Origin of the sequence: Prevotella sp. lc2012, assembly GCF_900107065.1 — a bacterium.
Lineage (GTDB): Bacteria > Bacteroidota > Bacteroidia > Bacteroidales > Bacteroidaceae > Prevotella.
In genome coordinates this window covers 144,446-168,628 of record NZ_FNUF01000001.1, presented here as the reverse complement: position 1 = coordinate 168,628, position 24,183 = coordinate 144,446, and the positions used below count along the sequence as shown (strand labels likewise).

Sequence of the window (24,183 nt, the reverse complement as noted above, 5' to 3'; positions counted from 1 at the left end):
CTTTGACATGTTGTACCTTTGTAAGCGATAACGCCAGCGGGCCGAGCACCCCCAAGTAAGGGTGAAAGAGATAATCCCTTTCGGTGAAAGAGACGTCATCTACGACTGATGGAGATAATCCCTATAGGGGTATAGACCCTATCTCCATGACTCATAGAGCCTATCCGGATAGCTCATAGAAGGCATCTCCTTAAGCCAAAGATCCCCCCCCGCCCCAACAGCCTATGTTTAACTAAATCACTTACACAAATGGCACAAAAGTTGATCAAGACGCAGAACAAGAACCCCGAGTCGGCCGCGATAATGACGGTTATTGAACTTGTCAAAGCAAGGCTGAACCCCTTCGACATGCTCAGCCCTCACCCCGCCGCCTACCAGAAAATCATCAACGAGCACCACCACCAATTTTTCATGAATAAATAATTTATGTGTTCATGTTGACTTATCGTAGTAGAATCTTAACATTATTTATATCAAGATTATGTGATATAATGAAATATCTTATCTATCTTTGCATTAGTTTTATTGATTCCATGCGAGCCGAGAGCCATAATCACTAAAATCAGGCAATAGTGCCGAATCAACATAATTTTTAAAATAATGAAAATAAAAATTTCAGCACGGTACGGCTCGCTTGAATATAGTGAAACCGCATATCCGTACAACAAGAACGCTCATGATGAGCAAGTTGATGATTGTTTGAGAAGCATTCGTCGCCAAATCGCTGACGCTGGTCAAGCAGAGATGATGGATGCGTTTCTGTTAACAAGTGAAATAATCGAATAGATTGTCCTCTTTTTCCTCTGACGAAGCCCATTGGGCTTTGTCAGAGGATTACCTTTCAATTTGCCACTTCATTTTCAGCAGCAGATTCAATGACCATCTCGCTAAAAGGCTCACGCCTGTCGTAGTCTCTTGTAGGGCTCTGTAATACAGTCTGTTGTCTCGCGGCTTTTCTGATTTTCCTCATAGCTTTTAAACAACCAACGATATTGTCAAAATATCTACCAATACCATAAGCATTCAAAACCGCCATATCAAACTCACGTCGAACTGGGTCTTCTATGTCTTGGTTGATATCAACAATGCCTCTCGAAAGCAAAGCGGCAAACTTTTCCAAGATATCTGTCTGTTGTTCCTCTGAAAGCAATGAAGGATTTAGCATATAACATTTAGAGATAGAATCTTTGCTGATGTCCAAAGCACCCAGCCCTCGTCCAAATCCAACAGCCTCAATATAGAAGATGGAGATAATAGAATTCAACAAGGCATGGATAAGGTCTATATCATCATCTTGATTAATGCGATTGAGTCCAATTATTCGCTGATTGATGAAAGTCGGGGTTGGGAATTTTACATAAAACATCCTATTGTCAGGATTCATCATTGTTCCTATTTCTGCCAATTCACTTGGTTTATTCTCGTACCATTCCATGTGCGCTCTTTTAAGTCTGTCTACTAGTGGACCATAATCATCGACAACATCTTCAAACCGCCTGATCCAACTTAGTGCACCATGCATGTTTTCAGATTCTAGCTCGTCCATAGTCATACTACAGCAAAAAGCCTTACTATCAGCTTGCGCCACGTAACTTCGAGTTCGCTTCAAATTTTTCATAAAGCTATGTAGGAATTGAGGCTCTATTGTTGAATAGTCACAAGGACGAGGAATGAACAACTTGTCATGCCCCCTTCTGTTTCCACGTATTACATTAAGGATAGAATTGAGAGGTGTCAGATTCTCCTGTATTTCAATAAGCCAATTTAAATCGGCAAAAAGGGCATTATAAGAAATATTCAGTCTCATTAGGTCTAACAAGTTTTCATTACTATAGTTGGCCTTTGCAACAACACTTCTATCTAACTCACTATCAAGTAACGAAGAGTTTACTATGCAGTCCGCATAGTCACGCGAATCTTGTATTGCGTATAAATTCCTATTCCATCTGAAGAATGAAATATTAGTATTTCTCTCTGCTTCTGTCCTTTTTCTCATCACAAGCAATACTGTGACTACATCTGCATTCTCAAACCATCTTCCACTACCGCTGATATGCAATCTAATATCGTCAAAAAATTCCCTAATTGCATCAAAGAACAGATTGCCAGCTTCCGTTCCAAGGAAAGAATTAGACAATATGATTCCAACATATCCGTCTTCTTTGACAAGATCTCTGAGATGCAGGGCAACGTAGTAACTGAAATCTGATCTGCCAGATAAACCATAACGGGTCTTTATGCTTTCAACCATGCTAGCATCATCAGGTGATATACCACATGCTTTAACAAACGGAAGATTGGATATAATGGCATCAAATTGTGGTAATGTGTATTTTTCCTTTATACCCGTTTGAGGATTCACGATTTCTACTTCATCGCCTGGATGCAATGATAGAATATCGCGTTGGAATAAACGGCATGGCATATTGATTGTGTCATAGCTGGTCATAGCTAAGTTAGCAATCTGCAAGGGCAACTGGAATTTGTCGCTTGCCCATGTGGTAGCCATTGCTAGTTGCGCTCCAATTCTTTTGCCTTTCTTATAATCTATGATAAAATTAGGTATTGTCCCTGTTCCACAACAACCATCGAAACATTCACCTGTTATATCATGAATAGTCATTCGTGCGAGAATAGCCGCTAATACAGGCGGAGTTGGGTATTGCCCATGTACCAATCTCTTAGATATGCTGACAGAGCCTTCAAGAACCTGCTGGAGAATTCTTTGGCTGATGTGTTTTATCGGCGAGTTTTTCAGGAACAAAGATAGTTCAACCAATGCAGCCCATGTCTTCAATGGAAGATGTTCGTTGTAGAGCATGGCACCAAAGATGTTATAGAAATCGCTTTTCTCTGTAATCGTTTGGAAAATAGCATTGCCTTCCTCTGGTGTACTTTCGTAGTCAAGTTCGTCAATGGCATAAGCGCTCATTTGCCTTTGTTTTATCAAGTGGGCAAAGATAATTCGGTTGGCCCAGTTGATGATGACACTTTTGGCATAGGCTGCAAATTTGCTTTCTTCATCACCTTCATATTCCGATTTGATGTCACGCCACCATGTTTCAATTCGAGCACCCATGACAGCATCTCGTCTTGCCTCATCTTCCAAATGCCTGGCTACGCATAATTTGTTATCATTGACAAGATTCGAAATGGAGGTCTTAGTCAACACATCACCGATAAATGCCTTTTTAACTTCACCAGAAATCAGGTATTCGTTGACAGAGGTAAGTACACTTTTTAGTGTTCTCTCCCATCTTGATTTATATTTCTGAACATCATCACGTGTCCTAATGGTGGCATTATCCCACCTCTTCTTTTCTGCAAATTCATGAGCCTCCGTATCGTAGACAAACAACTTCACGTGAGTAAAGTTCCAAATCACGCAACTATTCAAGTTTAAAGCTCTGGCTTTACGTTGGGCATCATGTACAAAATCGGCATCATTGATAGGCACATCTGGCATCTTCAACTCCCAACCTTGTAATATGCTTGAAAGATCATGGTCACCATACAGAATAACATCAGGGAACATGTTCTGGCCTCGATATTCACTCACCGTTGTCTCACCTCCTGCTCTTTTTATTATCAGGTCGTTGTCTGTTGAGAACTGGTTAATCTGTGATATAAGCTCAATGGCCCAGCTTCTTTCGTTTTTTCGGATAGTTGTCATAGGCGTAAGTTTTTAAAAGTCATTTATCACATTACATTTTCGAAGGATTTCCCGCTTTTCAGCGTCAAGATGTTGCCAAGCAGCCTTTAGTCTGTCTTTTGTTTTCTTGATGTAGTCGATTTTCTCACCCTTGAAGAGTTCTGTGTCTGCATTCTTCTCGATACCAACAAAGTTGCGACCCTCCATCAGAGCAGCAACAAGGAAAGAACCGCTGCCGCTGGTGTTGTCAAGAACGATATCACCAGGGTTGGTATAAGTGCGAACGAAATATCTTCCCAGTTCCACAGGTTTCTGGGTAGCATGGAATACCTCACCTTCACTTTCTGCTGTTTTGAAATACACAACATCTGTAGGGTATCGTTTTCCATCGCTATATACATGAACTGGTTGAAAGTCTCCATAGCTACCACTCAACTGATTCTTACGAACACCTTTATCGTATGGCTCTCCATCCGTCATCTGAGGATGGTATACAGGCTGTTTGTTGTAGAAGACGCATACATCTTCATGTTTCCTCAATGGTTGCTTCTTTGCATTTAAGAAATTTGTAGGTTTTGACTTTTCCCAGACCCACTTATATTTGAACAACTTCGGCTGGCTCATAATTAGCGCAGCTGTAAATATTCCTTGTGATGTTAATACTATCGTACCGTTAGGTTTAACTATACGCCTATATTCAGCCCATAATTTATCGAGTGGAACAATACTGTCCCACTTATTCTGTGTTGTGCCATAAGGCAAATCACACAGTACCATATCGATACAGCCATCAGGGAAATGCCCCATCACGTTGATGCAATCGCCCTTGATGACAGCATTCACAAATCTGTCTTCACTCCAATAGCTTTTTGCCACTTTTGTTGCCATTTAGGCGTTACTATCTTTTCTCTCCCTAAATAGCTGTTTCCATAGGACACAAAAGAGTGGGTCATTACCTGCCCCACATTAAGGTCCTAGGAAAACCCGAGAAAAGACAAGTAAGCCCACTCGTAACGAGTGCGCTAGCAACTTGTCTACTTTTCTCGTCTATACTTTCAGAATTTCCTAGGTTCTAATGTGGATAGATCAATAGCAAACGCTTATATCATAAGAAAAGATCACACGAACAATACGGTAATCCGTATTTCACATGCAAAGATACGAAATTCTTAAGATTATCAATGAAATAATTGCAAGATTTTTATTAACTATTTAGTTGATTATTTAGAATCTTTAGTGCCCCACTGAATTGGGACGAGTTAATTTAATAGGAATGAAGAGACAAAATTTCTCTTTAATATCGTTAAAATCAGCAAAATAATATGAGCATTACAGCCGAAAATGTGATATTTGTAGATTGTAATTGAAAAATATACCACCATAATCATCGAAAAAATGGACCATTAAATCAGAGCTTTACGTTAAATCGCTACTGTTTGGGGGGATAGAGAAATAAAAATAATTAAAAACTGGCCCAACTCACGCAAAAATATTTGCATGAGTTATAATTACAGAAGTTTAATCATTGAGTGATTTATGTAATGAACAACAATCTTTTCGTACCATTGCAACACTCAGCCAAAGTGGTATACTTTTACGTTATCATCTACAATCATAAACTATCCTAAATGTCGATGCAAAGGTGGCGAAAATACTCCGATAATTTGTACCTTTGCCACATTGTTTAAGATAAAAAGTATGGATTATCTACCCAAAGACCCTGTCATTCTAGTTTCGAGCGTCAACATGCTCTTAAGAGATGAGGAGTTTGACACGCTGGAATCGCTATGCTACGCCTTCAGCAGAACCCCCAAGGATATAAAGGATTATCTCATGAAGTACGGTTTCGTATGGAGTGAGCGGCAGAAACAGTTCAGACCCATCGGCTACGACCAATGATTACGAAAGACAGCGTAGAGACCGCATATAGCTTTCTGCATCAGAAACGAAATGTCTATATCCATTCTACCCTCGATTGGCAGATGGATGACATAGAACTGGCCATTGGCAGCTACGTGGATGACATGAGCCAGGAACTATATGAGGCCATATCCGACGGCAGAGTCGATTTCCTGAGAGACCACAAGCGGTTTAGAGAGGACATGACTCAGGCTGTTGACAAATTAGAAGAAATGCTATAAAGAAAAAGGTATGTTAGAACATCTTGTTGAATTCACGGCTTGGCCGATACTGACAGGCATCCTCATTGGATATGTTGCCAATCGCATCATGAGTGGCAAAGGTAAAGGATGCTGCATGAACCTTATCATTGGCATCGTTGGTAGCTATGCCGGTACTTTCATCAGCCACTTGCTGAATATAGAACTGCTTGGCAAAGGCTATCTCACCAACTTTGTCTTCTGCGTTGTTGGTGCAGTAACAATATTGTGGCTCTGGAAAAAACTGTTTTGATTGAGTATGAACAGCAAGATGAAACAGTAGTTTTACATATATGACAATAGAAGAGTATTTGAATAAGCCATATTGGGTGATTGATATACTGCCCAAGCAAGTGCCCGCCGATGGCAGAGGACAGTACTTCAGGATAGAGAAATACTTTCTGGAGCATCCTCAGATTGACAACATCTACAGGAAATTCACCAATATCCTGCTGAAGCTGAATTGCTATGAGGATATCGAGGTGAGCCACGACGGTGATGAATGGATCACAAATCCGGCTCCACATGAACTGGAGACGGCATTGTTGGGATGTATGGCCGACAAGCAGACGCTTTACATCATCCTGGAATCAGCCGACGTCCTGATAACAGTCAGCGGTGACGACACCTATATGACTGTCTATAATCCAACGGAGGAAGCCATCGAGTTAATAGGCTCTTTGGCTGGTTCTGAGGGGATGGCTATATGGCAACCCAATAACATATAAGTAATAGCATCCTCAATATGGCAGTGATGGCCGTTGTGGCCTCGCTCTTCTATATCTTCGGCATCGAAGGACCCAAGCATCTGGAAGAACAACAATAAAAAAGCCGCTGACTCGTGATGAATCAGCGGCTTTTAAAGAAAGTCGAGGTGACAGGACTCGAACCTGCGACAGCCTGGTCCCAAACCAGGAACGCTACCAACTGCGCTACACCTCGCTGTTTTGCGGCTGCAAAGGTACTAAATAAAAATGAAATAACGAAAGAATGAGAGAATGAAATGACAAACCTTGTCGTTTTTTAACGTTTCAGAGTTCATCCATCATCTTTTCATTCTCTCATTCGCACTTTCTATTATTATTTTATGATACCCTGCTCCTGGAAGATCTTCTTCAAGGCAACTACCGAACGGTCCACTTGTTCCTCGGTATGAGTAGCCATCAATGCATAACGCACCAGTGTATCTTGCGGAGCACATGCCGGTGGGATAACGGGGTTGATGAACACGCCAGCCTTGAAGGCGAGTGCAGTCACCAAGAATGTTTTCTCCACGTCACGCACATAAAGTGGGATAATCGGACTCTCTGTATCGCCAATCTCAAAACCTTCCTCACGGAAACGTTTTAAAGCATAATTAGTCACTTTCCATAGCTTTTCAATACGCTCGGGTTCCTGCTGGATGATGTGCAGAGCCTCCATCGCTGCTGCCGTTGCCGCAGGGGTGTTGGAAGCAGAGAAGATATACGTACGACATGTATGACGCAGGAAATTGATGGTATCCCAGTCTGATGCAATAAATCCGCCAATACTAGCAAGCGACTTCGAGAAGGTACCCATGATCAGATCCACCTCATCGGTGAGACCAAAATGATCACACACACCACGTCCCTGACGACCAAAGACGCCAAGACCATGAGCCTCATCCACCATAATCGAGCAGTTATATTTATGCTTTAACGCAACAATCTCTGGCAATTTGGCAAGGTCGCCCTCCATAGAGAACACACCATCAACGACAATCAGTTTGATAGCATCATAAGGCAGTTTCTGAAGCACACGCTCCAGATCGTCCATGTCGTTATGCTTGTAATGTAACTGCTTGGCAAAAGAAAGACGTCGACCATCAACGATACTGGCATGGTCACGATCATCACAGATGATATAATCATCCTTTCCAACGACCATAGCAAGTACACCTTGATTCACAGAGAAACCTGTTGAAAAGCACAAACAGTCATCTTTTCCTATAAACTCGGAGATCTCCTTTTCAAGTTGTACATGAAGATCAAGTGTACCATTGAGAAAACGACTTCCTGCGCAGCCTGAACCATACTTGTCAAGCGCAGCCTTTGCGGCATCGATAATGCGCTGATCACCTGTCAGACCTGTATAAGCATTTGAGCCGAACATCAGAACCTTATGTCCACCCATCTCAACTTCCGTTCCTTGCTTTCCTTCTATAGCACGGAAATAAGGATAAACGTCAGCCTCCATGAACTTCTGCGGCTCACGATAATTCTTGTATTTTTCCTGTAACTGTCCCATTCTGGTTAGGTAAGTTCTATTATATTTTTTATTTTCAGGCTGCAAAGTTACACATTTTTTATCAATTCGTGCAAGTTTTTATCAAGATATTGTCCGTTTTGGATTATTTTGTTATACAAAAGCCCGATTTTTCAGTCTAATTTTGTACTTTTGCATATGAATATGACTAAGAAAAAGGAAATTGTCTTCATCGTAAATCCGATATCAGGTACTCATTCCAAAGATGAGGTACCCTCATTGATTGAGGAGAATCTTGAGAAGGATCACTTTGACTATCAGATATGCTTTACAGAATATGCGGGTCATGCGGCAGAAATTGCCAAAGCCTGCGCAGAACGGCAGACAGACATCGTGGTGGCTGTCGGAGGTGATGGAACAGTCAACGAGGTGGCACGTTCCCTCACCCACTCTTTTACGGCCTTAGGGATTATCCCCTGCGGATCCGGCAACGGACTAGCCAGGCATCTCTGTATTCCATTAGACATCAAGAAGGCCATCCAAATCATCAATGCCTGTAAGATTGAGACTTTCGACTATGGCATGATCAACGATCTGCCGTTCTTCTGTACCTGTGGAATGGGCTTCGATGCTTTTATTTCGCTGAAGTTCGCAGAAGCTGGCAAACGCGGCCCTATCACCTACGTGGAGAATGTACTCAAGGAGGGGCTGAAATATAAACCAGAGACTTACGAAGTGTCCGATGACACAGGAAAGAAACGCTATAAAGCATTTCTCATCGCTTGTGCGAATGCCTCACAGTACGGAAATAACGCTTATATTGCCCCTGGAGCCACGATGAAAGACGGTGAGATGGACGTTATCATCATGGAACCCTTTGATGCCCTGGAAGCGCCCCAAATTGCAGCAGACCTTTTCATGAAGACGATAACAAACAACTCAAAAATCAAAACCTTCCGCACAAAGAGTCTGCATATCAAACGAAAAGGTCCTGGTGCCATACACTACGATGGCGATCCGATTATGACTGGTGAGGAGATTGAGGTGCATATTGAGCATGAGGGTATCAGGATTCTAACCAATCCTGACGTGATTGAGGATAGCGGGCAACCTAATTTCCTATTGAATGCCTTCAGTGACTTTTTCAATAATATAAATAATGTACGTGAGGATATTGGAAAAACCGGACACAGGATTCTGGTTATTAATAAGGTCCTCCTAAGAAAACTGTCTAAGATCTGACGCGAGCATACCCATGCAGACTGTTCTTGTCATCCTCATCCTCATCGGCGCTACCTGCTATGGAGCATGGTGGGTCTACAACCTGGTTAGACAAGCCTCAGATCCATGCTATGGGTGTAAGGGCTGCGCACTGAAAGAGCTGAAACAAGTACAGAAAAAGAAAAAAGCCGATTGCTGGCATAAAAAATAGGTCAAAAATTTGGTCATGTCGAATAATATGCCTACCTTTGCATCCGCATTCAAGAAAAGGTGCCTTGGATGAGTGGCTTAGTCAACGGTCTGCAAAACCGTCTACGGCGGTTCGAATCCGCCAGGCACCTCCAAAGAAAATCCGGAAACCTCAATAAACAAAAGGATTCCGGATTCTTTTTTATTTATCCATGTGGTTTCGTGCAATTGTCACACGTCCTGTCGTGAACCACTAGAAAAAAGAAGTATCATTGCGACTACTCATCCTCCTTGAAGAGGTCCTTAATCTCGTTGATTTCCTCGTCATCAAACCACTTAGACAACTTGCCTTTAGCCTGTTCGACAATAGAAGGATCAATATCCGTCCATACTTTCTTCAGGACATACAGCAGGACAGCCAAGTCATCAGTGAGTCCCGCAATGGGAATAGCATCTGGTATCACATCCAGTGGACTGATCATGTAACCCAAAGCGCCAATGATGATAGCCTTGTCAGTCTTACTGACATGGTCACTCTGCAGTGTGTAATAGAGTATCAAAGCCGCATAGACCAGTTTCGCACCAGCTCGCTTAGCAATACGCGAAATCTTCTCAACAAATTCAGACTGAGAGAATTTGTTGGCATAGCTCATAAAATCAGGTAATTCCATTTTCATATCGGGTTAAGTTTATTTGTTGATTCTGATAATTCTGATTCCTGTATGGGATGGATGCTTTTGAAGATACTGGTACAGAGTCATCGGCTCCTCCACCACCTTCTTGTGAACTGATGAAGCATTCAGCAGATGGAGTCCATCCTTGCGCCAAACCGCGAACCCCAGATGGGCTATATCCAGTCCCACCTTCTTACTGGTAATAGCAATGATATCACCATCATGAATGGCACGCCGCAAGACTCTGCTGTTCTTCACCTCACTCTTTGGAATATAACGGAAATGTCCACCTGTGACACGTTCCTCCATCTGCCGGATATCCTCCACAAATTCCGGATGCTGCTGCAGAGCCTTGTAGCTTTCCGGATGCTGACTCATATAGTTTACACAAACAGTCTGCACATGAGTAAAAGGAGGATCAGGAGCCTGGATCTCCTTGACCATCTCCGTTGCCGTATTAGCGGTGATCCACTCAGTGAAGTAGTGAATACGACTTGGATAACGATCTATAAGTCCGTGGCGGTAACGCATAGCCACCAACGCATTCAAATAGTCATGCCATGAATACAGATTACGATAGACGCAAAGAGTGAGTGCCGTCACGTTCTCAACCAACGTCGTACAATCCAACTGACGGGTATTCACCACCAGTCGTTCCTCATCGTTAAGGTCTAGTGTATGCGCCACATATGGTTTTCCCAAGAATTTCCGTGCAAAGAACAATGGGAAATTAGTAGTACGAGGCATATGTCGCGCCTCTTCCAGAAAACGACACACGTCGATGCTATCTGTCGGAAGTGCAGCATACATCGTCTTTCCCTCAGCCTTACAAAGAATACAAGGGAACAGCACCATCATCATTCCTATTATTCCTTTCAATCTATCCATTTCTTTTCCTGTACTTTTTCTTTAACATGAAATTATAGCCGATATAGGCATTGAACGATCCGAAGATATTATTAGCCGTAAAGCGTGACCCCCGATAATTGTTCGTACGCAGGATGGCACTCAATCCGGCATACCATCTCGTATTATTATAGACAAGTCCAAACCGTCCCAGCATATCTACGTTCACTTTTGAGAAATCAAAGCCCTTTTTCTCATTCGACATATCGCCATAGCTCGTCTTGTAGGCCAAAGCCAACTGGCCGCTCGCACAGAAGAGCCAATCCTTGGCAAACACCCAGTTATATGCGTAGCCACCAGAGAGACTATAGTCAGTATACTTGATGTGACTGAACATCAGACCGCTGTCGAGTTTCACTTCCTGGTCCTTCCCTGCCCTTTCATTGAACAACTCCTCCAACTTCTCGAAATCAAAATCGAGCGTATTTCGCATATACCCTGCTCCTGCCATCCACGAGCCACAACTCACTTTCTGACAAGTACTCTGACTGAAGGCCGCTGGATATGAGAAACGACCGTGATTGAAGATGTAGTAGGCATTCAAGCCTGTAATCCCTACACTGATGCCATCGAACGGCATGTCCTCGAACTCATCACCATTAATGCCATAACCTAACTTAACATCACGCACCTTATAGTCATGCCCAGTCCGTCTGTAATGCAGATCCACACCCACCTGTGAGGTATAAATACTAAAGTCAAACTCTTTTCTGATACCGTTGCTACCAAATCCAAGATGGCTCAGGTCGAAAGTATAACCGAAAAACACCCATCTCCAGCCGAAATACGGCCCTACCTTCGTCAGCTCGTCTGGCGCCAATAAGATGCTTTGTCCATTACTTCCCAGCATGAAACTCTCATAGGTACGCGTCAACTGCATCATCACCGTAAACTCATAATGCTGAGGCTCTATATACTCATTGTGCAGTTGGTCAAGCCCCCGGATAGTACGTCGGAGCGGACTGAGTTCCTTGGATTTGGGTAGAGAATCTCTCATCACAGAGAGACTATCCATCTCTTCTACACGGTCGGCCATCATAGGCGCAGCCGTCAGCAGGAGCCATATCATCAATAGTCCCTTCAACGTCTTCAGAACTTATTTAAGATACGATCCATGGCCCAGTTTACTGGCGTTGCCGAAACGCTGGTACACGTGCATACACCCAGCCCCTGCAGATGCTCAATCACATTCTTAATGAGTGGATATTGCACATAAGGCGGATTAGGCACTGTGATATTCTCGTCTCCGTCGCTAGTCTGCAGACGGATAGGTTTATAGTCAAAGACGGAGAAGCTGACTTGTCCTTCCGTACCAATAATCTCAATACAGTCCTCCCTTGCACTCTCATGGGCAACATAACACCAAGAACCACTACCTGGCAGGCCGTTCTCAAAACGGAAAGAGGCACTTACCGAGTCCTCCGCCTCATAGTAGCCCCCACGGTTGGCACAAATGCCACGAGCTTCCAGGATTACGCCAAACATATCCTGCAGAAGATCCAACTGATGAGGTGCCATATCATAGAAATAGCCACCACCTGCGATTTCTGGCTGTAGTCGCCACGGCAACGGTTGACCGTTCTTTATGGCCTCCGCATCAGTAGCACGTAATGGTTCTGTATATCTCACCTGCACATTTATAATCTTACCTATTCTCCCGCTGCATACAATATCCTTCACTTTCTGGAAATATGGGAGATACCGACGGTAATAAGCCACAAAACAAGGAACCCCAGTCTGTTCTGAGATACGATTGATACGTGCACAATCTTCATAACTGGCCGCCAGGGGTTTCTCAACATATACAGGTTTCCCGGCTTTCATTGCCATGATAGCATAAGTAGCATGACTTGACGGTGGAGTAGCCACATAAACAGCATTGACATCTGGATCATCTATCAGTTCCTGCGCATCAGTATACCATTTTCGGATACCATGCTGGACAGCATAGGTACGGGCCCGTTGCTCCGTACGGCTCATCACCGCCTCAACACTTGAGCCTTCTACCTCACTGAAAGCTGGACCGCTTTTCTTCTCGGTCACCTCGCCACAGCCGATAAATCCCCACTTTAATATTTTCATAAGATGCCTCAATAACTACTAACAATGGTGCAAAGTTACTAAAAAAACGAGAGAAATGCAAAAGAAAAACTTGTTTTCTTTTCATTTCCAAGTGCATGTAACTTCGCCATCTCTGATGGCAAAGTTACTAAAAAGTCGAGAGCAGAACAAAAGATTTCAATCTTTTTTATGCCGAGACGGAGTAAGTTCGCCATCTCTGATGGCAAAGTTACTAAAAAGTAGAGCGCAAAACAAAGAAACTCGTTTCTTTTTTTGCCATCAGAAAGATTTCGATCTTGGGTCGCATGCTTTTTTGCACGAAAATCATCATCAAAGATGATAAAGTTACGAAAAAATGATGTACCTTTGCACAACATAGTGAAAATATCATTTTATATGGAAAAAGACAAAGACGACGCACTCTTGAAAGTCCGCAGCAGTCGGGTCTGCATAGCAGCCGGATACAAGCTCTATACCGGCAATTTCAAAACTATCTTCCGTCGTACATGGGTAATAGCTTTGCTCTATGCGATACTCTATGGTCTCTATACCAGTGTGATGATGAAAGAGTATCCTCACTTTTTCACCGCCGTGACAACAGGTCACCTATATATTCCAGACCATACAGTCCTGAATGTCTTCGCTTTTATAGCACCATTCCTCATATTGATAGTAACCATCTGGTTTTACTCGCAGTTTTTTTCCATGCTGTACCAGCATCGCACACAAGGGATTATCACTGCTCCGCCGCGCATCTTTTGTGTCAGTACAGACAAGCGCATTTTGCGCCATACCATTATCTGTGCGCTCACCTGTCTGCTGCTGAATATCATTATCTTCGCTGTCATCATCGGAGGAACAACATACTCAGGCATCAAACAGTCGCTGGCAGGACTTAGTCTTGTGGCCCTGCTCTGTTTATTATTCATAATATTGGCAGTACCCTTGTCCTATCCGTTTATGCACTACTTGACCACACGAGACTCTCATTTTTTAAAAGTTCTGAGTCATGACTACCGTATGGGATTCCGCCAGTGGGGGCTGCTCTTCACCGTAGCCATCATCACCATCATTCTTAGTGTTGCATTTCTGGTTCTGACAAGCCTACCTGCCAACATCCTATTCCTAGCCAACTTTAAGGCTCAGACAGGTGTGCTGATGGGCGACCCACTGGGAATGCCTGCATACATCACAAAACTGACTTTCCTGGTATTCACACTGGCTAGTTTTATACAAGCATATGTGATTCCCAGTATCTTTTTCCCAGCATATTATGCCGCTGGTTCCATAGAAGCGCAAGAAAAAGAACGGCAAAACATAAATGAAAAATCATGAAAAGAATATTATTTATAGATCGTGACGGAACACTCATAGAAGAGCCTGCAGACGAACAGATTGACAGTTTCAGTAAGTTAAAGTTCACTCCAGGCGTTTTCCGTAATCTTAGCTTCATCCGCGAAAAACTCGATTTTGAGTTCGTAATGGTCAGCAACCAGGATGGTCTGGGTACCGACTCTTTTCCAGAAGACACCTTCTGGCCTGTGCACAACTTCATTCTCCAAACACTAGAGGGCGAAGGCATTCGCTTCGATGACATCCTCATTGACCCGCACTTCCCAGAGGATCATGCGCCGACCCGCAAGCCCAACACAGGACTGGTGGAGAAGTACATGAACAATCCCGAGTACGACATAGCCAATTCGTACGTCATCGGTGATCGAGAAACAGACCGAACCTTTGCTCAAAACATCGGATGCAAGTCGTTGATCCTTAGCGACGAAGGAATCACATGGGAAAAGATTTCCGAGATCCTTTTCGCAGGCGAACGCATAGCAGAAGTCAAGCGGGTTACCAAGGAGACCGACATCCATGTCTGCGTCAATCTCGACGGCACTGGCAAGTGCGACATCAGCACTGGCCTCGGATTCTTTGACCATATGTTGGAGCAAATCGGCAAACACGGCATGATGGACCTTACCATCCACACAAAGGGCGACCTGGAAGTAGATGAGCACCACACCATTGAAGATACCGCTATTGCTCTTGGCGAGTGTATTCTCAATGCCCTTGGCAACAAACGCGGCATCGAGCGCTATGGATACTCGCTGCCCATGGACGATTGTCTGTGCGCCGTCTGTCTCGATTTCGGCGGACGTCCCTGGCTAGTCTGGGATGCGGAATTCAAGCGTGAGAAGATTGGGGAAATGCCAACTGAAATGTTCTTACATTTCTTTAAATCATTGAGTGATGCTGCTAAGATGAACCTGAACATCAAAGCCGAAGGTCAGAATGAGCATCATAAGATTGAAGGCATTTTCAAGGCTCTCGCCAGAGCCCTGAAAATGGCTGTTCGTCGTGACATCTATCACTACGAGCTTCCTTCAACGAAAGGAACCCTCTGAGCAAAGTGGGAGTTTCCACGTTGGAAACCCCCACTTTCCCCGGAGGAAACTCCCAGTCCGCTGGCACACATTTTCACTGAATTGTTTTGAAGTCTCGTTTTTTTTCACTACCTTTGCAGCCCAATTATAATATAATAAGGTAAAATAGAGATGATTACAGTCACGAATCTGGCAATACAATTCGGAAAAAAGACGCTCTACAAAGACGTCAATCTGAAGTTCACAAGTGGAAATATTTATGGCATCATCGGTGCTAACGGCGCAGGTAAGTCTACCCTGCTTCGTGCTATCAGCGGTGAATTAGAGCCCAACAAGGGTTCTATCGAGATGCACCCCGGTGAGCGCCTGAGTGTCCTGGAGCAGGACCACTTCAAATACGACGAGTTCTCCGTGATGGACACCGTACTCATGGGGCATCAGCCCCTTTGGCAGAACATGAAAGAACGCGAAGCCCTTTATGCCAAGGAGGAAATGTCAGAAGAAGACGGTGTACGTGCCGCCGAGTTGGAGATGGCTTTTGCAGAGATGAACGGCTGGGAAGCTGAGAGCGAGGCAGCACAGTTGCTGCAGAACCTCGGAGTTGTTGAGGGACAGCACTACAAGCAGATGTCGGAGATCTCAAACAACGAGAAGGTGCGCGTCATGCTTGCCAAGGCTCTGTTCGGTCACCCCGATAACCTGCTGCTCGACGAGCCTACCAACGACCTTGATCTGGATACAGTACAGTGGTTGGAGGAATACCTGTCGAACTTGGAGCAGTGTGTGCTTGTGGTCTCTCACGACCGTCACTTTCTCGATGCGGTCTCGACACAGACCGTCGACATCGACTTTGGCAAGGTGACGCTGTTTAGCGGTAACTACTCTTTCTGGTATGAATCATCACAACTGGCCCTACGTCAGGCACAGAACCAGAAGATGAAGGCCGAGGAGAAAAAGAAGCAGTTGGAGGAGTTTATCCGCCGCTTCTCTGCCAACGTGGCAAAATCAAAACAGACCACCTCGCGCAAGAAGATGCTGGAGAAGTTGAATGTTGAGGAAATCACGCCCTCAACCCGCAAATATCCAGGTATCATCTTCTCTATGGAGCGTGAACCTGGCACACAGATTCTCGAAGTGGAAGGACTGAAGGCTGTAGATACCGATGGCACCGTACTGTTCGACAATGTCAGCTTCACGATCGAAAAGGGACAGAAGACCGTATTCCTTTCACACAATCCGAAAGCCATGACGGCACTCTTCGAAATCATCAACGGCAACCGCGAGGCTCAGGCAGGCACATACAAATGGGGTGTAACCATCACCACTGCCTATCTGCCACTTGACAATACTGAGTACTTCCAGTCAGAGATGAACCTGGTAGACTGGCTTTCACAGTGGGGCCCAGGCAACGAGGTCACCATGAAGTCGTTCTTAGGCAGGATGCTATTCAAAGAAGAGGATATCCTGAAAAAGGTCTGTGTGCTCTCCGGAGGTGAAAAGATGCGTTGTATGATTGCACGTATGCAGTTGAGGAATGCCAACTGCCTCATCCTTGACACACCGACCAACCACCTCGATCTGGAGTCTATTCAGGCGTTTAACAACAATCTCATACAGTTCAAAGGCAACATTTTGTTCGCATCACATGACCACGAATTCATCAATACCGTGGCTGATCGCATCATCGAACTGACTCCGAAAGGAACCATCGACAAACTGATGAGCTACGATGATTATATCTACGACGAGGCTATCAAAGAGCAAAAAGAGAAGATGTACGCCTAATTCGGCACGATTTTTGCAATTAGGAAAGCAGAATTAATAAAACCACGTAGTTATGACAGAAAAAGATATGAACATCGAAGACGAGGATATCCTGAACGAGCAGGTATCTGAGGAGACTGACAAAGAGGCAGAGACCGAAGAGGCCGTCAATCCTGAGGATTCCGGTATGACCGAGAACTCTGACGAGACCGAGGAGCAAGATCCCATAGAGAAGGCTCAAAAGGAAATAGCAGAGTTGAAGGATAAATGGTTGCGAAGCGTAGCTGAATTCGAGAACTATCGCAAACGTACTCTGAAAGAGCGCGCAGAACTGATTCTGAATGGTGGCGAGAAATTCATCACAGCAGTTCTGCCTATTCTTGACGATATGGAGCGTGCCATCGAGAACGGAGCCAAGACTGATGACCCAGAGGTGCTTCGCGAAGGAATGACACTCATTCACCAGAAGTTCATGAAAGTATTGGAAACCCAAGGCGTTAGTAAAATCGATACTGATAATGCAGACTTCGACACCGATGTTCATGAGGCCGTAGCCATGGTGCCAGGCATGGGTGACGACAAGAAAGGTAAAGTCATTGATTGTCTACAGCAGGGTTATAAACTGAACGACAAAGTAATCCGTCACGCAAAAGTTGCGGTCGGACAATAATGTTTAATATTTAATGTTTTGATTGTTTCATGGCGAAACGCGACTACTATGAAGTACTGGGCGTAGAGAAAGGCGCATCAGAAGACGAGATTAAGAAAGCATATCGAAAGATTGCTATCAAATATCACCCTGACCGGAACCCTGGCGATAAGGAAGCCGAGGAGAAGTTTAAAGAGGCCGCAGAAGCCTATAACGTGCTTCACGACCCGAAGACCCGTCAGCAGTATGACCAGTTCGGATTTGACGGTCCGATGGGAGGAGGTTTCGGAGGTGGCTTCAGTGGCTTCGGAGGTACCAGCATGAACATGGACGATATATTCTCGATGTTCGGCGATATCTTCGGTGGTCATGGTTTCGGCGGATTTGGCGGACAGCGCCGTCCACAGCAACACCGCGGTAGTGATCTGCGCCTGAAGGTGAAGTTGACGCTTGAGGAAATCAACACTGGCGTGACAAAAAAATTCAAGGTGCGCAAGGATATCCACTGTCCCCACTGTAACGGTAGCGGAGCAGAGGCCGGCAGCGGCAAGGAGACCTGTCAGACTTGTCATGGTAGTGGTGTCATCACCCATACTACACAAAGCATCTTCGGCATGATGCAACAACAGAGCGTATGTCCGGCCTGTGGAGGAGAAGGTCAGGTCATCAAGAACAAATGCCATGAGTGTGGAGGTACTGGTGTAAAGAAAGGCGAGGAAGTCGTTGAGATCAATATTCCTGCAGGTGTAGCCGAAGGCATGGTCGTCAATGTACCAGGAAAAGGAAACGCCGGCAAGCACAACGGCATCAACGGTGACATACAAGTATTCATTGAAGAGGAAGATCACGACACATTCATCCGCGACGGAAATGATCTGATATACAATCTGCTGCTTGACTTCCCGACTGCAGCGCTTGGTGGCGAGGTAGAGGTTCCAACCATCGAAGGCTCCAAGTTGAAAATTAAGCTTGAAAACGGTACACAACCAGGGAAGACCCTGCGTCTACGCGGAAAAGGTCTACCCGCCGTACAAGGTTATGGCAACGGTAAAGGCGATCTTGTGGTAAACATCAGCGTCTACGTGCCCAAGACCTTAAGCCGGGAAGAGAAACAAGCCATCGATCAGTTCCGTCAAAGCGACAACTTCAAAGGTGACAAGCAAACGAAGGATTCTATCTTCCAACGCTTTAAGAACTATTTCAATTAATTCCGTTTAATCACAATCAGCAAATACAGAAATGACGTACCAGGAGACATGTGAATATCTGTACAACCAGATGCCTATGTTCGAAAGACAGGGGGCAAGCGGTTACAAGGAGGGGCTGACAAACACATTAGCCATGGATGAGCATTTCAAGCATCCGCACAAGGCATATAAGACTATTCATGTTGCCGGAACGAACGGAAAAGGATCATGTGCCCACACATTGTCGGCCATCCTGCAGATGTGCGGATATAAGGTAGGACTCTATACGTCACCGCATCTCGTAGATTTCTCTGAGCGTATCCGTATCAACGGACAGCCTATCAACGAAGATTATGTGGTGGAGTTCGTTGAACAGCATCGTCCTTTCATCGAGCATATACAACCATCATTTTTCGAGGTTGTTACAGCGATGGCTTTCAAGTACTTTGCAGATAAAGAAGTTGATATAGCTGTCATTGAAGTGGGCTTGGGTGGCCGACTCGACTGCACGAATATTATTACGCCTATCCTGTCGATCATCACGAATATCGGAATGGACCACACACAGTTCTTAGGCCATACATTTGAACAAATCGCCACAGAGAAAGCCGGTATCATCAAGAAAGGCGTTCCTGTCGTCATCGGCGAGACCACGCAGGAGACTCGCCCCGTCTTCGAGGCAAAAGCCAAAGAGGTTAAGGCTCCCATTATCTTTGCAGAGGACGAGCAGGAGGTTAGTACATTCACTCCTTCCAATAACGGCATAAAATACCAAACCCAGCACTTCGGAATGATAGAGGGACAGCTTGGCGGTATCTATCAGGCCAAAAACGCCAACACCATTCTTTGCGCTGTCAAGGAGCTGGAGAAGATGGGATATATGCATGCATGTCCATGTCAAGAGGATGCCGTATGTCAAAACAGAGAAGTGAGAGAAGGTTTCTTAAACGTATGTCAACTGACATCCTTAAAAGGTCGTTGGCAGATTGTTGACGAGGCACCACTCACCATCTGTGATACCGGACATAACGTGGCTGGCTGGCAATATCTCAGTGAGCAACTGAAAACGGTCAAATGTCATCAGATGCATATTGTGTTTGGAATGGTCGAAGACAAAGATATCGAAGGAGTCATCGCCCTATTGCCGAAAGATGCGATCTATTATTTCACAAAAGCCGCCAACAAGCGATCCGTATCAGAGAACGTACTGAAATTATACGCTAAAAGCCAAGACCTGCAGGGAGAGAGCTACCCGGATGTCATCTCGGCCTACAAAGCTGCCAAGAATGCTGCGACCGAAAAAGACTTTGTGTTTATTGGAGGTAGCAGTTATGTCGTGGCCGATTTTCTCAAAAACCGCATTTAGAGTTTTTTAATATATCAAAAACATTTTTTTCGTTGTTTCCTTCGTTTGTTTGGTTTTTTTTCTGTTCCTTTGCAGAAAGATAACGTAACTAAAAACATAGGAATATGGCGAACACAGCAGAAACAGCGAATCTGTGTGGTCTGAAGAGAGAAAACTTCCAGACCACAATCCATGGTAAGAAAACTGATTTGTACATCTTAAGGAACCGTAAAGGATATGAAGTGGCTATCACCAATTATGGTGGTGCCATTTGTGCTATTATGGTGCCTGACAAAGATGGAAAAGTGGCAAACGTCATTCAGGGACATGATAGCATCGAGAATGTTATTAACAGCCCCGAGCCTTATCTCTCCACGCTAATCGGCCGCTTTGGAAACCGTATTTGCAAAGGACAGTTCACCCTTAACGGCAAGGAGTATCAGTTGGCCATCAACAACGGACCTAACGCCCTGCATGGAGGGCCGACAGGTTTCCATGCAAAAGTATGGGATGCTCGTCAGATGGGCCCCCGTTCACTGGCTTTGCATCGCATCTCTTCTTATGGAGAAGAGGGATTCACAGGTGAGTTGGACGTTACTGTGGAGTTCACCTTCACCGACCAGAACGAGTTGGTAATCGAATATCTTGCTACAACCAACAAGAAGACCATCGTCAACCTGACTCATCATGCATTCTTCAGTCTTGCAGGAACAGCAGACCCGACACCGACTATCGATGATTTGATTTGTGAAATCAATGCAGACTTCTACATCCCCACAGATGACACATCCATTCCCACGGGTGAAATCCGTAAAGTGGAAGGCACACCGTTCGATTTCCGCACACCGAAACCAGTTGGAAAGGACATCGATGCTGATGACGAGCAGATCAAGAACGGCGCTGGCTATGACCACTGCTATGTGTTGAACAAGCAGGAAGAGGGCGAGTTGAGTTTTGCTGCAAGAATCACCGATCCGAACAGCGGTCGTACCATGGAATGTTATACTACCGAACCAGGTGTGCAGCTCTATAGCGACAACTGGGCTACAGGCTATAAAGGTGCCAATGGTGCCACATTCCCCCGCCGCAGTGCCGTATGCTTCGAATGCCAGCACTTCCCCGATTCACCCAACCGTCCGTATTTCCCCAGTGTTATACTGAATCCCGGACAGCGCTATAAGCAGAAGACAATATACCGTTTCGGAGTTGTTGAGTAATGAAATATAACCATAAACAATTTAAATAAAAGGAAAAAACTAATATGAGTACTCAAAAACAAAATGGAAGCATCATCGCCATCATCACGATGATGTTCCTCTATGCGATGATTTCGTTTGTCACTAACCTCGGTGCCCCCATCGGAGTCATCTGGAAAAGCCAGCCGGAAATCGGAGGTTCAAATGTACTTGGCATCATGGGTAACTTCATGAACTTCTTTGCCTATCTGTTCATGGGTATCCCTGCAGGAAAGATGCTGACCAAAGTGGGATATAAGAAAACAGCTCTCATCGGTATTGCTGTGGGCTTTATCGGTGTGCTGATACAGTTCCTCTCAGGATTCTCTGGAGGTATCTCAGGGTTCTGCGTATATTTGTTTGGTGCCTTTATCTCTGGTTTCTCAGTATGTATTCTGAACACCGTCGTCAACCCGATGTTGAACCTGCTTGGTGGCGGAGGTAACCGTGGAAACCAGTTGAACATGATTGGTGGAACACTGAACTCACTGTCAGGAACATTAACCCCGATGCTGGTAGGTGCTCTCATCGGTACTGTGACAGCATCAACACAGATGGCCGACGTCAATCTGGTGATGTATATTGCCATGACCGTCTTTGCAGCCGCTTTCGTTGCCCTGCTCTTTATTCCCATTCAGGATCCTGAAATGGGTAAGGTGACTGCCGACACCAAGTTCGAGCACTCACCATGGGCTTTCCGTCACTGTCTGCTCGGTGTCATTGCGATCTTCGTGTATGTAGGTGTTGAGGTAGGTATCCCTGGTGGTCTGAATTTCTATCTGTCCGATACATCTGACAAGGGCGCTGGTCTTTTGGCTGATGCCGCCACTATCGGTGGGTCTGTCGCTGCCATGTACTGGTTGCTCATGCTGGTTGGCCGACTGATATCCAGTGCTATTGCAGCCAAGGTATCTTCACGACAGATGATGCTCTTCACCACTTCTGTAGGAATGATTTTGATACTCGCTGCCATGCTGACACCGAAAAGCGTTACCGTCACCATGCCGTTGGTAAAGATTCTGGAAGGAACTGTTGAAATGACCACCGTGCCGATGAGTGCGATGCTTCTGGTCTTGGTTGGTCTCTGCACTTCAGTGATGTGGGCTTCCATCTTTAACCTCGCAACAGAGGGCCTCGGTAAATATACCGCTCAAGCATCTGGAATCTTTATGATGATGGTTGTTGGCGGTGGCGTGCTGCCAGTGGTTCAGAATTTCTTCGCAGATATCATGGGATATATGCCTAGTTATTTCATCTATCTGCTGGGTGTGGCCTACATGTTCTATTATGCGCTCATCGGCTGCAAGAACGTGAATAAGGACATCCCCGTTGATTGACATTTATAAACCTCTAATTTTTTCATTATGGACATCGAATTTGTAAGAAGCCGGTTCATCAAGCATTTTGATGGAAAGACTGGTAATGTATATGCATCTCCTGGACGTATCAACCTGATCGGTGAGCACACTGACTATAATGGTGGATTCGTATTCCCTGGAGCTGTTGACAAAGGCATCATGGCCGAGATGCGCCCCAATGGCACAGAAGACACGGTGATGGCATATGCTATCGATTTGAAAGATCGTGTCGACTTCAAACTTTCCGATCCTAAAGGTCCAAAAGCATCCTGGGCACGTTATATTTACGGCATCTCACTGGAAATGAAAAAGTTGGGAGTTCCTGTCAAAGGCTATAACATTGCCTTTGCAGGTGATGTCCCCCTTGGGGCCGGTATGTCCTCGTCGGCAGCTATGGAAAGTTGCTTCGCCTACGGTTTGAACGACCTCTTCGGAGAGAACAAAGTCTCACAGTGGGACATGGTATTGGCAGGTCAGGCTACAGAGCACAACTATTGCGGCGTGAACTGTGGTATCATGGATCAGTTTGCCTCCGTCTTCGGTAAAGCAGGTTGTCTGATGCGTCTCGACTGCCGTAGTCGTGAGTTTGAGTATTTCCCCTTCAAGCCCGACGGATATCGCCTGGTACTGCTTGACTCAGTTGTCAAGCACCAATTGGCTGGCTCTCCCTACAATGATCGTCGCAACTCTTGTGAGAATGTGGTCAAGCATATTCAAGCTAAGCATCCAGAAGGTAAATTCGAGACCCTGCGAGACTGCACATGGGAGCAACTCGAGGAGGTCAAGGATGAAGTGGGTTCAGAAGACTACAAGCGTGCCAAGTTTGTTCTTGGTGAAAAAGACCGTGTATTGGCTGTCTGCGATGCCCTGAACGAAGGCGATTACGAAAAGGTAGGAGAATTGATGTATAAGACACACGAAGGTCTGTCGAAAGACTATGAGGTGTCATGCGAGGAACTTGATTTCTTGAACGACATCGCCAAGGAGAACGGTGTTACTGGATCTCGTATTATGGGCGGTGGTTTTGGTGGTTGCACCATCAATCTCGTACGCAATGATCTTTATAAGAAGTTCATCGATGATGCGAAGAAAAAGTTCAATGCAAAATACGGACATGAGCCTAAGGTCTACGACGTTGTTATAGGCGATGGCTCACGTAAAATTTGTTAGTTTCTA

The 24,183-nt window shown here is 44.9% G+C and carries 25 protein-coding genes and 2 tRNA genes; 18 read left to right on the top strand and 9 right to left on the bottom strand.

Annotated features, from left to right (window positions below; translation table 11 throughout):
* The first annotated feature begins 249 nt into the window (after positions 1–249).
* On the top strand, positions 250–423 hold the full coding sequence (locus BLU99_RS12215; RefSeq protein ID WP_176771000.1) for a hypothetical protein: 174 nt from the start codon (positions 250–252) through the stop codon (positions 421–423).
* A gap of 177 nt (positions 424–600) precedes the next feature.
* Positions 601–786: a hypothetical protein gene (locus tag BLU99_RS00730; protein ID WP_091899274.1), complete on the top strand. Its 186-nt coding sequence runs from the start codon at positions 601–603 to the stop codon at positions 784–786.
* A 55-nt stretch (positions 787–841) separates the two neighbouring features.
* Here the strand turns inward: BLU99_RS00730 and BLU99_RS00725 are convergent, their stop codons facing one another.
* Entirely contained in the window at positions 842–3,673 is a 2,832-nt protein-coding gene (locus BLU99_RS00725) for an N-6 DNA methylase (protein WP_091899273.1), read from the bottom strand.
* A 12-nt stretch (positions 3,674–3,685) separates the two neighbouring features.
* Positions 3,686–4,540, bottom strand: a complete 855-nt coding sequence (locus BLU99_RS00720) for a DNA-methyltransferase (protein WP_091899272.1) — start codon at positions 4,538–4,540, stop codon at positions 3,686–3,688.
* 810 nt (positions 4,541–5,350) lie between these two features.
* Here BLU99_RS00720 and BLU99_RS00715 point away from each other — a divergent pair.
* From BLU99_RS00715 to BLU99_RS00700, 4 genes are read left to right on the top strand one after another with little or no spacing between them, the layout of a single operon-like run.
* Positions 5,351–5,551, top strand: a complete 201-nt coding sequence (locus BLU99_RS00715) for a DUF4250 domain-containing protein (protein ID WP_091899271.1) — start codon at positions 5,351–5,353, stop codon at positions 5,549–5,551.
* Complete coding sequence (locus tag BLU99_RS00710) at positions 5,548–5,793, top strand: hypothetical protein (RefSeq protein ID WP_091899270.1); 246 nt, start codon at positions 5,548–5,550, stop codon at positions 5,791–5,793. The genes BLU99_RS00715 and BLU99_RS00710 overlap by 4 nt, the downstream gene beginning before the upstream one ends.
* A gap of 10 nt (positions 5,794–5,803) precedes the next feature.
* A complete protein-coding gene (locus tag BLU99_RS00705; RefSeq protein ID WP_091899269.1) occupies positions 5,804–6,064 on the top strand; it encodes a GlsB/YeaQ/YmgE family stress response membrane protein in 261 nt (86 codons plus the stop codon).
* 40 nt (positions 6,065–6,104) lie between these two features.
* Positions 6,105–6,539 carry a hypothetical protein gene (locus tag BLU99_RS00700; protein ID WP_091899268.1) on the top strand — a complete coding sequence of 145 codons (435 nt, stop codon included), beginning with the start codon at positions 6,105–6,107 and terminating at the stop codon, positions 6,537–6,539.
* Between the two features lie 141 nt (positions 6,540–6,680).
* On the opposite strand, the gene BLU99_RS00695 is transcribed toward BLU99_RS00700, so the two are convergent.
* Both BLU99_RS00695 and BLU99_RS00690 read right to left on the bottom strand, forming a co-directional pair.
* A tRNA-Pro gene (locus BLU99_RS00695) sits at positions 6,681–6,753 on the bottom strand.
* 138 nt (positions 6,754–6,891) lie between these two features.
* Positions 6,892–8,079 carry a serine palmitoyltransferase gene (locus tag BLU99_RS00690; protein WP_091899267.1) on the bottom strand — a complete coding sequence of 396 codons (1,188 nt, stop codon included), beginning with the start codon at positions 8,077–8,079 and terminating at the stop codon, positions 6,892–6,894.
* A gap of 162 nt (positions 8,080–8,241) precedes the next feature.
* Between BLU99_RS00690 and BLU99_RS00685 the strand changes: the two genes are divergently transcribed.
* The 3 genes from BLU99_RS00685 (at position 8,242) to BLU99_RS00680 (ending at position 9,602) form a co-directional block, all read left to right on the top strand.
* The gene (locus BLU99_RS00685) at positions 8,242–9,279 is read left to right on the top strand and encodes a diacylglycerol/lipid kinase family protein (protein WP_091899901.1); all 1,038 of its coding nucleotides are present in this window, start codon (positions 8,242–8,244) and stop codon (positions 9,277–9,279) included.
* A 13-nt stretch (positions 9,280–9,292) separates the two neighbouring features.
* Positions 9,293–9,469, top strand: coding sequence for a FeoB-associated Cys-rich membrane protein (locus BLU99_RS12125; RefSeq protein ID WP_144006064.1), 177 nt, complete (start codon positions 9,293–9,295; stop codon positions 9,467–9,469).
* Positions 9,470–9,527: 58 nt separating this feature from the next.
* A tRNA-Cys gene (locus BLU99_RS00680) sits at positions 9,528–9,602 on the top strand.
* Between the two features lie 123 nt (positions 9,603–9,725).
* Here BLU99_RS00680 and BLU99_RS00675 read toward each other — a convergent pair.
* The 5 genes from BLU99_RS00675 to BLU99_RS00655 are packed head-to-tail and all read right to left on the bottom strand — an operon-like array spanning position 9,726 to position 13,465.
* A complete protein-coding gene (locus BLU99_RS00675; RefSeq protein WP_091899266.1) occupies positions 9,726–10,118 on the bottom strand; it encodes a YkvA family protein in 393 nt (130 codons plus the stop codon).
* Between the two features lie 18 nt (positions 10,119–10,136).
* Positions 10,137–11,009 (bottom strand): N-acetylmuramoyl-L-alanine amidase-like domain-containing protein, encoded by an 873-nt coding sequence (locus BLU99_RS00670; RefSeq protein ID WP_255397396.1) that lies wholly within the window; start codon positions 11,007–11,009, stop codon positions 10,137–10,139.
* Complete coding sequence (locus BLU99_RS00665; RefSeq protein ID WP_255397395.1) at positions 11,002–12,111, bottom strand: DUF4421 domain-containing protein; 1,110 nt, start codon at positions 12,109–12,111, stop codon at positions 11,002–11,004. Before BLU99_RS00665 ends, BLU99_RS00670 begins: the two co-directional genes overlap by 8 nt.
* 5 nt (positions 12,112–12,116) lie before the next feature.
* Positions 12,117–13,109 (bottom strand): Gfo/Idh/MocA family protein, encoded by a 993-nt coding sequence (locus BLU99_RS00660; protein WP_091899265.1) that lies wholly within the window; start codon positions 13,107–13,109, stop codon positions 12,117–12,119.
* Positions 13,110–13,147: 38 nt separating this feature from the next.
* Positions 13,148–13,465, bottom strand: coding sequence for a hypothetical protein (locus BLU99_RS00655; RefSeq protein WP_091899264.1), 318 nt, complete (start codon positions 13,463–13,465; stop codon positions 13,148–13,150).
* A 19-nt stretch (positions 13,466–13,484) separates the two neighbouring features.
* Here BLU99_RS00655 and BLU99_RS00650 point away from each other — a divergent pair, with 19 nt between their 5' ends.
* The 9 genes from BLU99_RS00650 to galK all read left to right on the top strand — a co-directional run bounded on the left by BLU99_RS00650 (position 13,485) and on the right by galK (position 24,177).
* Positions 13,485–14,423, top strand: a complete 939-nt coding sequence (locus BLU99_RS00650; RefSeq protein ID WP_091899263.1) for a hypothetical protein — start codon at positions 13,485–13,487, stop codon at positions 14,421–14,423.
* The gene (gene hisB, locus BLU99_RS00645) at positions 14,420–15,490 is read left to right on the top strand and encodes a bifunctional histidinol-phosphatase/imidazoleglycerol-phosphate dehydratase HisB (RefSeq protein ID WP_091899262.1); all 1,071 of its coding nucleotides are present in this window, start codon (positions 14,420–14,422) and stop codon (positions 15,488–15,490) included. The genes BLU99_RS00650 and hisB overlap by 4 nt, the downstream gene beginning before the upstream one ends.
* Positions 15,491–15,640: 150 nt before the next feature.
* On the top strand, positions 15,641–17,254 hold the full coding sequence (locus BLU99_RS00640; RefSeq protein ID WP_091899261.1) for an ABC-F family ATP-binding cassette domain-containing protein: 1,614 nt from the start codon (positions 15,641–15,643) through the stop codon (positions 17,252–17,254).
* A gap of 67 nt (positions 17,255–17,321) precedes the next feature.
* A complete protein-coding gene (locus tag BLU99_RS00635; protein WP_255397394.1) occupies positions 17,322–17,903 on the top strand; it encodes a nucleotide exchange factor GrpE in 582 nt (193 codons plus the stop codon).
* Between the two features lie 29 nt (positions 17,904–17,932).
* Entirely contained in the window at positions 17,933–19,090 is a 1,158-nt protein-coding gene (dnaJ, locus tag BLU99_RS00630) for a molecular chaperone DnaJ (RefSeq protein ID WP_091899259.1), read from the top strand.
* 31 nt (positions 19,091–19,121) lie between these two features.
* Positions 19,122–20,435 (top strand): bifunctional folylpolyglutamate synthase/dihydrofolate synthase, encoded by a 1,314-nt coding sequence (locus tag BLU99_RS00625; protein WP_091899258.1) that lies wholly within the window; start codon positions 19,122–19,124, stop codon positions 20,433–20,435.
* 104 nt (positions 20,436–20,539) lie between these two features.
* Positions 20,540–21,631 carry an aldose epimerase family protein gene (locus BLU99_RS00620; RefSeq protein WP_091899257.1) on the top strand — a complete coding sequence of 364 codons (1,092 nt, stop codon included), beginning with the start codon at positions 20,540–20,542 and terminating at the stop codon, positions 21,629–21,631.
* 44 nt (positions 21,632–21,675) lie between these two features.
* Complete coding sequence (locus BLU99_RS00615; protein ID WP_091899256.1) at positions 21,676–22,986, top strand: MFS transporter; 1,311 nt, start codon at positions 21,676–21,678, stop codon at positions 22,984–22,986.
* A gap of 27 nt (positions 22,987–23,013) precedes the next feature.
* Positions 23,014–24,177 carry a galactokinase gene (galK, locus tag BLU99_RS00610; RefSeq protein ID WP_091899255.1) on the top strand — a complete coding sequence of 388 codons (1,164 nt, stop codon included), beginning with the start codon at positions 23,014–23,016 and terminating at the stop codon, positions 24,175–24,177.
* Positions 24,178–24,183: the final 6 nt, after the last annotated feature.

Excerpts from the sequence above, each read along its gene's own strand:
- BLU99_RS12215 (WP_176771000.1), top strand. The coding sequence starts at position 250 with ATGGCACAAAAGTTGATCAAGACGCAGAACAAGAACCCCGAGTCGGCC.
- BLU99_RS00730 (WP_091899274.1), top strand. The coding sequence starts at position 601 with ATGAAAATAAAAATTTCAGCACGGTACGGCTCGCTTGAATATAGTGAA.
- BLU99_RS00725 (WP_091899273.1), bottom strand. The coding sequence starts at position 3,673 with ATGACAACTATCCGAAAAAACGAAAGAAGCTGGGCCATTGAGCTTATA.
- BLU99_RS00720 (WP_091899272.1), bottom strand. The coding sequence starts at position 4,540 with ATGGCAACAAAAGTGGCAAAAAGCTATTGGAGTGAAGACAGATTTGTG.
- BLU99_RS00715 (WP_091899271.1), top strand. The coding sequence starts at position 5,351 with ATGGATTATCTACCCAAAGACCCTGTCATTCTAGTTTCGAGCGTCAAC.
- BLU99_RS00710 (WP_091899270.1), top strand. The coding sequence starts at position 5,548 with ATGATTACGAAAGACAGCGTAGAGACCGCATATAGCTTTCTGCATCAG.
- BLU99_RS00705 (WP_091899269.1), top strand. The coding sequence starts at position 5,804 with ATGTTAGAACATCTTGTTGAATTCACGGCTTGGCCGATACTGACAGGC.
- BLU99_RS00700 (WP_091899268.1), top strand. The coding sequence starts at position 6,105 with ATGACAATAGAAGAGTATTTGAATAAGCCATATTGGGTGATTGATATA.
- BLU99_RS00690 (WP_091899267.1), bottom strand. The coding sequence starts at position 8,079 with ATGGGACAGTTACAGGAAAAATACAAGAATTATCGTGAGCCGCAGAAG.
- BLU99_RS00685 (WP_091899901.1), top strand. The coding sequence starts at position 8,242 with ATGACTAAGAAAAAGGAAATTGTCTTCATCGTAAATCCGATATCAGGT.
- BLU99_RS12125 (WP_144006064.1), top strand. The coding sequence starts at position 9,293 with ATGCAGACTGTTCTTGTCATCCTCATCCTCATCGGCGCTACCTGCTAT.
- BLU99_RS00675 (WP_091899266.1), bottom strand. The coding sequence starts at position 10,118 with ATGGAATTACCTGATTTTATGAGCTATGCCAACAAATTCTCTCAGTCT.
- BLU99_RS00670 (WP_255397396.1), bottom strand. The coding sequence starts at position 11,009 with ATGGATAGATTGAAAGGAATAATAGGAATGATGATGGTGCTGTTCCCT.
- BLU99_RS00660 (WP_091899265.1), bottom strand. The coding sequence starts at position 13,109 with ATGAAAATATTAAAGTGGGGATTTATCGGCTGTGGCGAGGTGACCGAG.
- BLU99_RS00655 (WP_091899264.1), bottom strand. The coding sequence starts at position 13,465 with ATGTTGTGCAAAGGTACATCATTTTTTCGTAACTTTATCATCTTTGAT.
- BLU99_RS00650 (WP_091899263.1), top strand. The coding sequence starts at position 13,485 with ATGGAAAAAGACAAAGACGACGCACTCTTGAAAGTCCGCAGCAGTCGG.
- hisB (WP_091899262.1), top strand. The coding sequence starts at position 14,420 with ATGAAAAGAATATTATTTATAGATCGTGACGGAACACTCATAGAAGAG.
- BLU99_RS00640 (WP_091899261.1), top strand. The coding sequence starts at position 15,641 with ATGATTACAGTCACGAATCTGGCAATACAATTCGGAAAAAAGACGCTC.
- BLU99_RS00635 (WP_255397394.1), top strand. The coding sequence starts at position 17,322 with ATGAACATCGAAGACGAGGATATCCTGAACGAGCAGGTATCTGAGGAG.
- dnaJ (WP_091899259.1), top strand. The coding sequence starts at position 17,933 with ATGGCGAAACGCGACTACTATGAAGTACTGGGCGTAGAGAAAGGCGCA.
- BLU99_RS00625 (WP_091899258.1), top strand. The coding sequence starts at position 19,122 with ATGACGTACCAGGAGACATGTGAATATCTGTACAACCAGATGCCTATG.
- BLU99_RS00620 (WP_091899257.1), top strand. The coding sequence starts at position 20,540 with ATGGCGAACACAGCAGAAACAGCGAATCTGTGTGGTCTGAAGAGAGAA.
- BLU99_RS00615 (WP_091899256.1), top strand. The coding sequence starts at position 21,676 with ATGAGTACTCAAAAACAAAATGGAAGCATCATCGCCATCATCACGATG.
- galK (WP_091899255.1), top strand. The coding sequence starts at position 23,014 with ATGGACATCGAATTTGTAAGAAGCCGGTTCATCAAGCATTTTGATGGA.